We start from the raw sequence: 12,286 nt of genomic DNA on the forward strand, positions 1-12,286 counted from the left end.
AACTCCTTCTACGGCTTCTGGGCTACGGCTCGGTCAGATTGCGGTCGACGAACGCGGTGGCGGCGGGGAGCAGGCGGGTGGCCTCCTGCTCGAAGTAGATCCTGGCCTTCTCTCCCGGCCAGCCCGGCGGCAGGAGCTCGGCGGGAAGGCCGGGGTCGCGGAACAGGAAGTTGCGCCAGCCGTGCAGCAGCCTGCTCCGGGTGGCGAACGCCTGGTCGGCGGTGGCGTCCTGGGGCAGACCGGCGATCAGGTCCACCGCCTGGACCAGCCACCCCTCGTAGGCCGATCCGATGCCGTCCAGGTCCCAGGTTCTGGCGACGAGCGTCCTGGGGTCGCCGTCGAGCACCGCGTCGAACCGGTCGGCGCGGATGCTCTCGCCGTTGAGGATCGAGTCGAGCTCGGGGGACGGGCGTGGGCCGATCCACGTCGTCTCCGAGAGCGGGGCGTATCCGAGAAACGACAGATCGGCCTTGAGCCGCTCCCGCCTGGATCGCTCACGCACAGGTTCCACCACGAGCATGTGCCACCGGCCGGTCCAGGTGATCGTCCCAACTCGGTAAATTCTCAACGCCGCCTCGTCGAGACGGCGTACGCACTTGGACGTCGCCTCGTAACCGGGCCCCTGGGACAGCCGGGCCGGCGCCAGCCAGCCCTGCCGCACCATCCGCGAGACTGCGGTGCGGACGGCGGGGGCGGCGATACCCAACGGTGCGAGCAGACGGACGAGGGCGGCCACGGACGCGCGGCCGCCTCGGGACCGTAGGTGGTCCCCATACAGATCGAATAGAGCGGCGCGGGCGTTCACGAAGACAAGTTTGGTCGTCTGAGGGGTCTCGGACAACGGTCTTGATTGCCGGATGAGCCGATGCTGAGGCTGATCGTTCCCATTCTCCGTGCGGAGGCGGGATAATAGGACATCACAGAAGACGTGAATGCGTCGGCCACCCTCGGGTCAGTCGGAGATCCGGAGCCCGATGCAGGAAGGGATACACGCATGGCGGCTATGAAGCCGAGGACCGGTGACGGTCCGCTGGAGGTCGTCAAAGAAGGCAGGGGAATCGTCATGCGGGTTCCTCTGGAGGGTGGCGGCCGCCTTGTCGTCGAGCTCTCGGCGGACGAGGCCAATGCCCTTGGTGAGGAATTGAAGAAGATCGTCGGCTGATCCTGATCTGAGAACAAGCGGTGAAGCCGGGTCCTATTTGAGCTGCTCGGGGAGCATGACACCTGCGACGGCCCGCGCGACCGCACCCGATGATCAATACGGCCCTGGCCGTCGGACTGCCTCACGGTGGCTCGCGCCAGGGCCGCGGCGTTTCCCCGGCCCACGGGCCGATGACTGGAGTGACCCATGCCCCTCTCGCCCTATCAGCTACTACCCCACACGATGTACGGACACGGACTGTCCGTCGTGACCCCCGCGGAAGGCGCCGATCCGGCCCCCTCTCCGGACGGAGCGGCCACGGAGACCTCGATCGCCAAGGACGCCGAGCTGCTCGCGGTCCCCTTCGCGGCGGATCGGGCCCCTGAGATCGAGCTGCCGATGCCCGCGGCGGCGTTGCTGGACCACTATCAGGCCAAGGGCGAGGCCGGAGAGATCATCGAGGTTCCCGTCGCCAACGGCGACGTCGTGGGCCGGGTGCTGCTCTACGGGGTCGGGGACGGCTCGTCCGCCGACCTGCGCAAGGCCGGTGCGGCGGTCGCCCGGCGCGGCAGGGGCAAGGACACGATCAGGATCGTGCTGCCCGAGGGGCCGGTCGCCGCGTTCGTGGAGGGCGCGCTGCTGGCCACCTACGCCTTCCGGATGGGCGAGAAGAAGTCCACGTCGGTGGCGATGATCGAGTTCGTCGGCGAGGGAGCCGAGGCGGAGGTGGCCAAGGGCAAGGTGGTCGCCGAGGCCGTCGCGCTCGCCAGGGACCTGGCCAACACGCCCTCCTCGGTGAAGAACCCCGCCTGGCTCGCCGAGCGGGCCCTGGAGCAGGGCGTCACCGCGAGGGTGTGGGACGAGAAGGAGCTGCGGTCCGGTGGGTTCGGCGGCATCGCCGCCGTCGGCCAGGGCTCGCAGAGCCCGCCGCGGCTGATCCAGCTCTCCTACGAGCCGGAGGGCGCGACCGAGCACGTGGTCCTGGTCGGCAAGGGCATCACCTACGACTCCGGCGGCCTGTCGCTCAAGCCGACCGCGGGCATGAAGTTCATGAAGACCGACATGGCCGGTGGCGCGGTCGTCATCGCGGTCCTGGGCGCGCTGGCCTCCCTCGGGGTGCGGGTCCGGGTCACCGGTCTCATCGCCGCCGCCGAGAACTCCTTCTCCGGCACGGCCCAGCGCCCCTCCGACGTGATCACGCAGTACGGCGGGCGGACCGTCGAGGTGCTCAACACCGACGCCGAGGGGCGCCTGGTGATGGCCGACGCGCTGGCCTACGCCGACGCGGAGCTGGACCCCGACATCATGGTGGACGTCGCCACGCTGACCGGAGCGATCAGCATCGCCCTGGGCCAGGGCCTGGGTGCGATCTTCGCCTCGGACGACGACCTGGCCTCGGCGCTGATCGACGCGGGCGAGACCAGCGGTGAGCGGCTCTGGCGGATGCCGCTGATCGACGACTACGTCCCGGGCCTCGACTCCAGCGTGGCCGACCTGGCCAACATCGAGGTCGGATCGAACTACGGCGCGGGCTCCATCACCGCGGCGCTGTTCCTGCGCGAGTTCACCGGCAAGCGGCCGTGGGCGCACCTGGACATCGCCGGCGTCGGCCGCAGCGGTGCCGACGAGGGCTTCCTCAGCAAGGGCGCCACCGGGTACGGCGTGCGCCTGCTGCTCGAATGGCTGTCCGCGCGGTAGATCACGAATTCCGGACCCCGATCACGGGGCTCCGCGGTTCGCGGAAGGCGGACCGTGGCCGGAGCCCCGTGATCGGTGTTCCGCGGTTCGCGGCCGGAGCTCCCGGGCCTTTCTCCGCGGCAGGGCTCCGGAGATCCCCGCTTCCCGCCGGGAGTCTCCGGAGCGCTAGTCCGAGAGCTTGACGGCGGCCAGGATGCCGTCGCCGAGGGGCATCATCAGAGGGCGGAGCCGTTCGTCCGAACGGACCAGCTTGCCCAGCTCCCGCACGGTGACGGTGTCAGGGTCGCGCTGGGTGGGATCGGCGACCCTGTTGTGCCACAGGGCGTTGTCGAAGACCACGATGCCGCCGACGCGCAGCAGCCGGATCGACTCGGCGAGATAGTCGGCGTACTCCTGCATGGCGCCGTCGCAGAAGACCAGGTCGTAGCCCCCGTCGGACAGGCGGGGGAGCACGTCGAGGGCGCGGCCGGTGATCAGCCGGATCCGGCCGCCGGAGAAACCGGCCTGGGCGAAGCTCTGCCGGGCCAGTCGCTGGTGCTCGGGCTCCACGTCCACGCTGGTGAGCGTGCCATCCTGGCGCATGCCGCGGAGCAGCCACAGGCCGGACACGCCGCAGCCGGTGCCGATCTCCACGACGGCACGGGCGTTGATCGCGGTGGCGAGGAAGCAGAGGGCGGCGCCGCCTCCGGGCAGGATCGGGCGCGCACCCACCTCCACACCGCGCTGCCGCGCGGCATGAAGGATCTCGTCTTCCGTGTGGAACTCCTCCGCATAGGCCAGAGTGGCCTCCAACGGACTTGTCGGCGTCTCAGCCATCGGCCTCTCCTCCCGCTTTCTCCGTACACAGTCATATAGGCACTGGGTCGCAGCCTAAGGGAGGCAGGCCCGATCGGGAACTCATGTCGCGCCCAGTGCGTTGCACGGTTTAAGCGGCCTTTGCCGGTCCTGAAGGTAGTGAGTGCGCACGAAGGGACGAAACCAGGCACTATGGCGATAGCGGTGGTCCCGGAGAGAGGAGTGCTGGTGGACGAGTCCGACCACCAGGCCGATGCTCCCGTGTCTGACTGGACACCCCCCACGTGGGAAGAGGTGGTCCGGACGCATTCCGCGCGCGTGTACCGGCTGGCCTATCGGCTGACCGGCAACGTGCACGATGCCGAGGATCTCACTCAGGAAGTCTTCGTACGGGTCTTCAGGTCTTTGTCGAACTACACGCCAGGCACTTTCGAGGGCTGGCTGCATCGCATCACCACCAACCTGTTCCTCGACATGGCGCGGCGCAAGCAGCGCATCAGGTTCGAGGGGCTCGCCGACGACGCCGCCGAGCGGCTGCGCGGGCGCGAGCCGTCCCCGGCTCAGGTATACGACGACACTCACCTGGAGTCCGACATCCAGGCGGCGCTCGACGCGCTCGCGCCCGAGTTCCGCGCGGCCGTCGTTCTGTGTGACATCGAGGGACTGTCCTACGAGGAGATCGCGGCCACGCTGGGTGTGAAGCTCGGCACCGTCCGCAGCCGCATCCATCGCGGCCGGGCGCAGTTGCGTGAGGCGCTGGATCACCGCGCGCCACGAAGCGACCGGTTCCCCCCGAACGTCACCCACGGGGAGGAGTTCGCATGAGAAACCACAGTCATGACGAATGTCACGACGAGCCACTTGGCAAGGAGTGAACATGAGTCATCTTGGAGAGCGTGTCTCGGCGCTGGTCGACGGTGAGCTGAATCACCACGAGCGCGACCGTGCCCTGTCACATCTGACCTTCTGCGGCGACTGCCGGGCCGAGGTCGACGCCGTGCGGGCGCTGAAGAGCCGGCTGCGGTCCCTCGACGGGCCCGCCATGCCGACCGACCTGACCATGTCGCTGCTGCGGATGTCCGAGCCCGGAGGGCCGCTGCCGCCGCGTGAGCGGCCCTTTCCGACCGCGCGGACCTTCGGCGGGGCCCCGATTCCGAGCATGTACAGCGTCGCGCCCCCGGACAACCGGCCTCGCGGCCGTGCCGGAGGCCCCCGCCGGTCGAGAAGGGCCGGTTACGTCGCGGTGGGCGTCGCCTCCGCGGCCGTGGCGATCGGCACGTTGTTCGTCGTGGGCGGTGCCCACCCCAACCCGCGCGTCGTGCCACCGGTCGACATGTTCGCCAACCAGCACGGGCACACCGCGCCCTTCGGCGGCACGGCGAAGCCGAGCTTCTCACCCACTCCGTGATCCGGCTGTCCGTCACCGTGTTCCTGGCGGCGGTCATGCTGCTGGGGCCGGTCGCGGGCATTCCCGCGTATGCCGCTCCGCCGGACGAGGCCGAAAGCGAGGACACCGGCCTTCATCTGCTCCGTGAGGCGGCGGTCGCGGGCAGGGCGCGTGGATACTCCGGGACGCAGTACGTCACCACCTGGGGCCGCTCCGGCGCCGTCTCCTCGGTGCTTGAGGTCCGGAACGTTCCGGGGGTCGGGCTGATGACGCGGACCGGCCCGTCAGGCCCCGTCCAGATGGCGGATCCCGGCACCCCCGCGGGGGGCATGATCAGCCCCTCCGCGTTCATGCTCGACGTCCTGGCCCGGAACTACCGGGTCGTGGACGTCGGTGCGGGCCACGCCTGTGGCCGTCCGGCCCGCCTCACGAACGTCCTGCGCCCGGACGGCACGGTCGCCGCCCGCTACTGGCTCGACGAGGCCGGAGGGCTGATACTCCGCAGCGAGCTCCTCGACGACGGAGGCCAGGTCGTCCACGCCGGGGCCTTCGTCGATCTGACCCTCGACCCGGCCGGCAAGGGCGCCGTTCCGGCGACGGCCGGCGGCTTCGCCCTCCTTGAGGTCCCCCGGCTGCTCGCCGACGGCTGGAGCTTTCCTCGCACCCTGCCCGGCCGGCTGGAACTGTTCGCCGCCCACAACACTTCTCCTGGGTACTTATATCTGGGATATTCGGATGGATTGTCCGTTGTATCGGTTTTCATCCAATCTGGTGTGCTTGATGAAGAACGTCTCCAGGGGTGGCATGCGGAGCAGCGCAGTGGGCATACGATCTGGATCCGGGACTCAGCTGGGCAGGAGACGATTTGGGCGAGTGGGGGTCATGTCTACACCGTCTTCGCGGACGCTCCGGCCGACATGGTCGACGCCGCCGTCGCGGCATTGCCCCACGAGCCCGTGCCCGATCTCTGGACACGGCTCGGCCGGGGTGCGAACCGTCTGCTTTCCTGGGTCAATCCCTTCGGATAAAGCGCGCTTTACATCTCTCGTATGTCGCTCAGGGGAAGATTGCCGGGTTGACTCGGTGAGCGGCCTCATACGGGGCAAGGAGTAGTGAGTATTCGATGACCGACGACGCTGGTACCCACAAGGCGCATGGTGCTGAGGGGCGTACGCCGTCGGACTTCACCGACGGCGGAGACGCGACCCCGGAGTTCTCCCGGCCGGAGTTCCTGCCCGCGGGTGAGGCGCCCTTCCAGGGCGAGCAGCCCCGCGACGACGGCTGGAGCCAGCTGGGCGGCCCGCCGGGCTACGCCCAGCGGAGCCAGGCCGGGCAGCAGGGCTACGCCGAGCAGCTCCGATACGACGACCGGGGCTCGCTGTTCGGCGAAGGCGGCCAGAGCGCACAGGGCGACCAGATCGGCCAGGGGGGCCGCCCCGTCGAGGACGGCTGGGGCGATCCGTCCGGCAGGGCCCGGCAGGATACGGCGATCTTCGCCTCCCCCGGAGCCCCGCCTCCGCCGTCCCAGGCGTTCGGCATGGGGCCCGGCTGGGCGCCGCCTCCCGGCGCCGGCGGCCCCGGTGGTCCCGGCGGTTTCGGGGGCGTCGCGCCTCCTGCCCGCCGCGGGCCGCGCACCGGCACGATGGTCGTCCTCGCCCTGGTGATCGCGCTGCTGGCCTCGACGCTGGGAAGCTTCGGGACCTACTTCCTCACCCGTCCGGCGAGTTCGAGCCACGATCCCTCCTTCGACCTGGGGAAGGCGCCGAGCGGTTCCAACGTCCGGCCTCCCGAGTCGGTCGCGGGCGTGGCCTCGAAGGTCCTGCCCAGCGTGGTCTCCCTGACCGTCGAGGGCGGGACCAGCGCGGCCACCGGCTCCGGCTTCCTGATCAAGGGTGGCTACGTGGTGACCAACAACCACGTGGTCGCCGCCGCCGCCGGACCGGGTGGCCAGACCCAGATCCAGATCCAGTTCAACAACCGCAAGTCCACTCCCGGCAGGGTCGTCGGCCTCGACCCCGAGTCCGACCTGGCCGTGGTCAAGCCCGAGGAGACCTTCGGCGCTCCGGAGATCGTCCTCGGCAACTCCGACAACGTGGTCGTGGGCGATCCGGTCATCGCCATCGGGTCCCCGCTCGGCCTGACCGGCACCGTCACCTCCGGCATCGTCAGCTCGCTCAACCGCCCCGTCCAGGCGGGCGAGGAGAACAGCTCCGACACCACGTGGCTCAGCGCCGTCCAGACCGACGCGGCCATCAACCCGGGTAACTCCGGGGGCCCGCTGGTCAACACCAACGGCGAGGTCATCGGCGTCAACTCGGCGATCGCCACGCTCGGCAGGTCGGTGGGCAGCCAGAGCGGCAGCATCGGCCTCGGGTTCGCCATCCCGGTGAACCACGCGCGCCGGGTGGCCCAAGAGCTGATCGCCACCGGTTCGGCCAAGAAGTCGCGGATCGGTGTCACCATCGACTCGACCTTCGAGGGTTCCGGAGTGAAGATCGCGGCCGAGCCCAGGCAGGGCATCCAGCCGATCGAGCCGAACGGCCCCGCCGCCCAGGCGGGCCTCAAGCCCGGTGACGTCATCCTGGAGATCGACGGAGTCGTGCTGCAGGACGGCAACGAGCTGATCGCGCTGGTCCGGAACAAGGCCCCGGGTGAGAAGCTGACGGTCAAGTATCAGCGTGGAGGCCAGGAGAAGGTCGCCACCGTGACCGTCGGCGCCGCTCCCGCCGTGCCCACGCCGCAACCTTCTTGACGGGCGTCGCGCCCGCGTGTCCCACCTCGGAGCCCTCCGATGTGGGCGGCACGCGGGCGCGTGCTTAGGCTTGAGGGTATTAGTCTGAAAACTCTCTGGTGTATGCCAGGAGAAGACGCCCCCGGCACTGTCCTGGTAGGAGATCACCGTGTTCGGACTCGGCTGGCTTGAGATCGTGGCGCTGGTGGTCATCGCCCTGCTCGTCTTCGGCCCGGAGAAACTACCCCAAGCCGCCTCGCAGGCGGGCAAGACGCTGCGCAACCTGCGCCGGATGGCCAACAACGCGAGAGACGACCTGCAGGCGGGTCTGGGGCCGGAGTTCTCCAACTTCGACCCGGCGGATCTCAACCCGAAGAACTTCGTCCGCAAGCACCTGCTCGGTGACCTTGAGGACGACTGGAACGCCACCTCGACCGCGACGGCCGCCCCCGCGCCCGACTACGCCGACACGTCCGGCGGACTGGACTACGGGCAGATCCCCCCGTACGACTCCGAGGCGACGTAGGCCGGCGAGACGCCCACTTCCGAGGCGACGTAGGCCGGCGAGCCGCCCGCCCGAGATCCGGCCGTCTCGGGTGTGATCTGGGAGTGAGCCTCTGTACGCCCCTGTAGGGGCTTCAGGTGTACCCTGCCGTACCTTTTGTCCTTATGTGCTCCGTGGCCCCTGTGCGTGCCCTGTGCGCCTCGCAGGCCCCATGTGAGAAGCGACGACGGGGCGCCCCCCGGAAAAGGGGGCGCCCCGTCGTCGCTTTTTTGTACCGCCCGAAGGCAGGCGGTCTAACGGCCCCTGGTGGGGGAGATGCCGAGCTGAAGCCCCTTGAGGCTGCCCGACCTCTTGCCGAGACCGGCGGCGATACGGCTCAGTTCGAGCGCGGCCGGGGCGTCCGGGTCGGTGATGACGAGCGGCTTGCCCTCGTCGCCGCCCTCGCGCAGGCGCATGTCGATCGGCACCTGGCCCAGGAGCGGCACGCGGGCGCCGAGGGTGCGGGTGAGCGCGTCGGCCACGGTCTGGCCGCCGCCCTCCCCGAAGACCGAGATCCGCTCGTCGCAGTGCGGGCAGGGCAGCCACGACATGTTCTCGATGACGCCGGCGATCTGCTGGTGGGTCTGCACGGCGATCGACCCCGCGCGCTCGGCCACCTCGGCGGCGGCCTGCTGCGGGGTGGTCACCACGAGGATCTCCGCCGACGGCATCCGCTGGGCCACGGAGATCGCGATGTCGCCGGTGCCCGGGGGAAGGTCCATCAGCAGGACGTCGAGGTCGCCCCAGTAGACGTCGGCGAGGAACTGGTGCAGGGCCCGGTCCAGCATGGGACCGCGCCACACGACCGGGGTGTTGCCCTCCGGCTTGAACATGCCGACCGAGATGACCTTGATGTCATGCGCCACCGGCGGCATGATCATGTCTTCGACCTTGATGGGACGCTCGGAGACGCCGAGCATGCGGGGAATGCTGTGGCCGTAGATGTCGGCGTCGACAACGCCGACCTTGAGCCCGCTCGCGGCCATCGAGGCGGCCAGGTTGACGGTGACGGACGACTTGCCGACACCGCCCTTGCCGGACGCCACCGCGAAGACGCGGGTCAGCGAGCCGGCCTGGGAGAAGGGGATCTCCTTCTCGGGGCCCCTGTTGCCGCGCAGCTTCGTCTGGAGCGTCTTGCGCTGCTCCTGACTCATGACGTCCATCTCCACCGAGACGCCGGTGACTCCGTCGATCTTGGAGACCGCGCCGGTGACGTCGCGGGTGATGGTGTCCTTCATGGGGCAGCCGGACACGGTAAGGAAGATCGCGACGCGCACCGCCCCCTCTGGGGAGATGTCGACGCTCTTGACCATGTCGAGTTCGGTGATCGGCCGACGGATCTCAGGGTCGTTGACGGTCGCGAGAGCGGCCATCACCAGTTCTGGGGTAGGTGCCATCGAAGTGTCGGCAATGCACCGTCACCTTGAGGCGACGGGGATGCCGTCCCTCCTTGTCTTTTATCGTTCAGACGGTCTACGGGCAGGGCTTGTCCGTCATGACGCTCATATGGCTTGACGAGAGACCGCCCCCCAGGGGAGCGGAGAAATCATGACCCCTCGGTGTCAACCCAGGGGCACCGGTAGGAATTCCAGGATCCGGCTGCGAGCGTCGGATCCGGACAATTCCCTGTGTAGATGCGCGTACAACGTTCTAAGGTTACTCCGTGACCCTCACAGCAGGCGAGTCAAGAGAGACCATCAGCTCGGAGGAGCTGATGGTCTGGCGCATGCTTCAGAGAGCCCAGGTTCGCATCACCCGAGCTCTGGAGGCCGATCTGCTGGTCGAGCACGATCTGGCCCTCGCTTCCTACGACGTGCTCCTGCAGCTGTCGGAGGCTCCCGGCCGGCGATTACGGATGAACGACCTGGCCGACCGGGTGCTCCTGTCGCGCAGCGGCCTGACCCGGCTCATCGACCGCCTCCAGCGTGACGGTCTGGTCGAGCGAGAGGCGTGCACCAGTGACGCGCGGGGCCTGTTCGCGGTTCTCACCGACGGCGGCGCCGCCCGGCTGGCCGAGGCCGCTCCCACCTATCTGCGCGGTATCCGCGCCCAGTTCCTGGATGTGCTCGACGGCGACGAGCTGCGCCAGTGCGCGGCCATGCTGAACAAGCTCTTTCCCGACCCCTGCACCGGCCAGGAATCCTGCTGATCACCGGCAGAAGGACGCAAGGCCGAGGTCAGCGGGGCTCTCCGCGCCCGGGCGCCGCCTGACCCTGTTCCTGAAGCTCTTCCTGCAGGCGCTGCAGTTCCGAGCGGATGTAGTCGCGGGTGGCCACCTCGCCGAGCGCCATGCGCAGCGCGGCGATCTCCCGGGTCAGATAGTCGACGTCGGCCTGGTTCCGTTCGGCGGCCTGGCGGTCGTACTCGCCCTGGATCCGGTCCCGGTCGTCCTGCCGGTTCTGAGCGAGCAGGATCAGCGGCGCGGCGTAGGACGCCTGGAGCGACAGCATCAGGGTGAGGAAGATGAACGGGTAGGAGTCGAACCGCCAGGACGCCGGCGCGAAGATGTTCCACAGGACCCAGACGGAGACGAAGCCGGTCATGTAGACCAGGAACCGGGCGGTGCCGAGGAAGCGGGCGATCCGCTCCGAGAGCCGCCCGAAGGTCTCCGGGTCGTAGTGCGGACGCAGGCGCAGCCCCGGCTGCCGGGGCTCGTCGAGCCGGTCAGTCATGCTCGGCCCCCGGCACGCCGTCCTGCTCCCGCCAGTCTTCGGGCAGCAGGTGGTCGAGCACGTCGTCCACGGTCACGGCGCCGACCAGGCGGCCGGCCTCGTCCACCACGGGCACCGCCACCAGGTTGTAGGTGGCCAGGTAGAAGGTCACCTGGTTCAGGGTGAACTCGGGTCTGATCGGGTCGAGGGAGGTGTCCAGGATGCTGCCGAGCAGGGTGGAGGGGGGTTCGCGCAGCATCCGCTGGAAGTGGGCCAGGCCGAGGAAACGGCCGGTGGGCGTCTCGACGGGCGGGCGGGCCACGTAGACCTGCGCGGCCACCGCGGGGGTGATGCCCTGCTGGCGGATGTGGGCCAGCGCCTCGGCGACGGTGGAGTTCGGGGGGAGCACCACGGGTTCGTTCGTCATCATGCCGCCCGCGGTGTTCTCGGGGTAGATCAGCAGCCGCCGGATCGGCGCGGCCTCCTCGGGCTCCATCAGCGCCATCAGGGCCTCGGCCTGCTCGGGAGGGAGGTCCTGCAACAGGTCGGCCGCGTCGTCGGGGTCCATCTCCTCCAGCACGTCCGCGGCCCGCTCGGGGGCGAGCCGGCTCAGGATGCCGATCTGGTCGCGCTCGGGGAGCTCCTCCAGCACGTCGGCGAGCCGTACGTCGTCGAGGGCCGCGGCCACCTCGGCTCTCCGCTTGTCCGGCAACGCGTGCAGGGCGCCGGCCAGGTCGGCGGCGCGCATCGCCTCGAAGGTGACCAGCAGGTTCGCGGCGCCCTGGTCCTTCTGCACGGCGCCGAAGCCGCGGACCTCGGCCCAGTCGACGATCCTGGGCGCGGGGCGTCGCCGCAGCCCTATGCCGGACGTGCCCTTGACCAGCGCCACCTTGGTGATCACCCACTCGGCGCGGCCTGTCTCCTTCATGGCGAGGTCCAGAACCGTCATCGGCTTGCCGTCGAGCTCCACGTGGAGGTCCAGCATCTCGCCGATGGCCAGGGTCTCCGTGGTCCGCTGCTCGAACCGGCGCATGTTGATCCGGCCGCTGAAGACGACCGAGCCCGCCTCGATCGCCCGCACCCGGGTGATGGGCAGGAAGACCCGCCGCCGGGGCTGCACCTCGACGACCAGGCCGTGCACGCGCGGCGGAGCGGTGCCGGCGATGGACACCACGACGTCACGTATCCGGCCGATCTGATCGCCGGCCGGATCGAATACCGGGGTGCCGGCGAGACGGGCGATGAATACCTGCACATCCGAAGCGTAGGCCGCATGTCCGATGCTTCGGCTTAAGCCACGCTTCCACGCCCATATTTCGGATGCCCCTTGCTCCCGTAT

Annotated in this window: 13 protein-coding genes; 8 read left to right on the forward strand and 5 right to left on the reverse strand. The window is 69.4% G+C overall.

Annotated features, from left to right (window positions below):
- Nucleotides 1-22 precede the first annotated feature (22 nt).
- The gene (locus J2853_RS40690; RefSeq protein WP_307566728.1) at nucleotides 23-805 is read right to left on the reverse strand and encodes a PaaX family transcriptional regulator; all 783 of its coding nucleotides are present in this window, start codon (nucleotides 803-805) and stop codon (nucleotides 23-25) included.
- A gap of 189 nt (nucleotides 806-994) precedes the next feature.
- Between J2853_RS40690 and J2853_RS40695 the strand changes: the two genes are divergently transcribed.
- Together J2853_RS40695 and J2853_RS40700 are read left to right on the forward strand one after the other, a co-directional pair.
- Nucleotides 995-1,162 (forward strand): DUF3117 domain-containing protein, encoded by a 168-nt coding sequence (locus tag J2853_RS40695; RefSeq protein ID WP_089211841.1) that lies wholly within the window; start codon nucleotides 995-997, stop codon nucleotides 1,160-1,162.
- Between the two features lie 186 nt (nucleotides 1,163-1,348).
- Complete coding sequence (locus tag J2853_RS40700; RefSeq protein WP_307566731.1) at nucleotides 1,349-2,839, forward strand: leucyl aminopeptidase; 1,491 nt, start codon at nucleotides 1,349-1,351, stop codon at nucleotides 2,837-2,839.
- Nucleotides 2,840-3,004: 165 nt separating this feature from the next.
- On the opposite strand, the gene J2853_RS40705 is transcribed toward J2853_RS40700, so the two are convergent.
- Nucleotides 3,005-3,655 carry an O-methyltransferase gene (locus J2853_RS40705; protein WP_307566733.1) on the reverse strand — a complete coding sequence of 217 codons (651 nt, stop codon included), beginning with the start codon at nucleotides 3,653-3,655 and terminating at the stop codon, nucleotides 3,005-3,007.
- A 171-nt stretch (nucleotides 3,656-3,826) separates the two neighbouring features.
- On the opposite strand from J2853_RS40705, the gene sigE reads away from it, so the two are divergent.
- The 5 genes from sigE to J2853_RS40730 all read left to right on the forward strand — a co-directional run bounded on the left by sigE (nucleotide 3,827) and on the right by J2853_RS40730 (nucleotide 8,278).
- Nucleotides 3,827-4,459 carry an RNA polymerase sigma factor SigE gene (gene sigE / locus J2853_RS40710; protein ID WP_307566735.1) on the forward strand — a complete coding sequence of 211 codons (633 nt, stop codon included), beginning with the start codon at nucleotides 3,827-3,829 and terminating at the stop codon, nucleotides 4,457-4,459.
- 52 nt (nucleotides 4,460-4,511) lie between these two features.
- The gene (locus J2853_RS40715) at nucleotides 4,512-5,042 is read left to right on the forward strand and encodes an anti-sigma factor family protein (RefSeq protein WP_307566737.1); all 531 of its coding nucleotides are present in this window, start codon (nucleotides 4,512-4,514) and stop codon (nucleotides 5,040-5,042) included.
- On the forward strand, nucleotides 5,039-6,049 hold the full coding sequence (locus J2853_RS40720) for a sigma-E factor regulatory protein RseB domain-containing protein (RefSeq protein ID WP_307566738.1): 1,011 nt from the start codon (nucleotides 5,039-5,041) through the stop codon (nucleotides 6,047-6,049). The genes J2853_RS40715 and J2853_RS40720 overlap by 4 nt, the downstream gene beginning before the upstream one ends.
- Nucleotides 6,050-6,144: 95 nt before the next feature.
- The gene (locus J2853_RS40725) at nucleotides 6,145-7,773 is read left to right on the forward strand and encodes a S1C family serine protease (RefSeq protein WP_307566739.1); all 1,629 of its coding nucleotides are present in this window, start codon (nucleotides 6,145-6,147) and stop codon (nucleotides 7,771-7,773) included.
- Between the two features lie 148 nt (nucleotides 7,774-7,921).
- Nucleotides 7,922-8,278 (forward strand): sec-independent translocase, encoded by a 357-nt coding sequence (locus tag J2853_RS40730; protein WP_307566741.1) that lies wholly within the window; start codon nucleotides 7,922-7,924, stop codon nucleotides 8,276-8,278.
- 272 nt (nucleotides 8,279-8,550) lie between these two features.
- On the opposite strand, the gene J2853_RS40735 is transcribed toward J2853_RS40730, so the two are convergent.
- Nucleotides 8,551-9,693, reverse strand: coding sequence for an Mrp/NBP35 family ATP-binding protein (locus J2853_RS40735; protein ID WP_307566744.1), 1,143 nt, complete (start codon nucleotides 9,691-9,693; stop codon nucleotides 8,551-8,553).
- 266 nt (nucleotides 9,694-9,959) lie between these two features.
- On the opposite strand from J2853_RS40735, the gene J2853_RS40740 reads away from it, so the two are divergent.
- Complete coding sequence (locus J2853_RS40740) at nucleotides 9,960-10,445, forward strand: MarR family winged helix-turn-helix transcriptional regulator (protein ID WP_307566746.1); 486 nt, start codon at nucleotides 9,960-9,962, stop codon at nucleotides 10,443-10,445.
- Nucleotides 10,446-10,473: 28 nt separating this feature from the next.
- Here the strand turns inward: J2853_RS40740 and J2853_RS40745 are convergent, their stop codons facing one another.
- Both J2853_RS40745 and J2853_RS40750 read right to left on the reverse strand, forming a co-directional pair.
- Nucleotides 10,474-10,968, reverse strand: coding sequence for a DUF1003 domain-containing protein (locus tag J2853_RS40745; RefSeq protein ID WP_307566748.1), 495 nt, complete (start codon nucleotides 10,966-10,968; stop codon nucleotides 10,474-10,476).
- Nucleotides 10,961-12,202 carry a magnesium transporter MgtE N-terminal domain-containing protein gene (locus tag J2853_RS40750; RefSeq protein WP_307566750.1) on the reverse strand — a complete coding sequence of 414 codons (1,242 nt, stop codon included), beginning with the start codon at nucleotides 12,200-12,202 and terminating at the stop codon, nucleotides 10,961-10,963. The genes J2853_RS40745 and J2853_RS40750 overlap by 8 nt, the downstream gene beginning before the upstream one ends.
- Between the last annotated feature and the right edge of the window lie 84 nt (nucleotides 12,203-12,286).

Source organism: Streptosporangium lutulentum, from assembly GCF_030811455.1.
GTDB classification, from domain to species: Bacteria; Actinomycetota; Actinomycetes; order Streptosporangiales; family Streptosporangiaceae; genus Streptosporangium; species Streptosporangium lutulentum.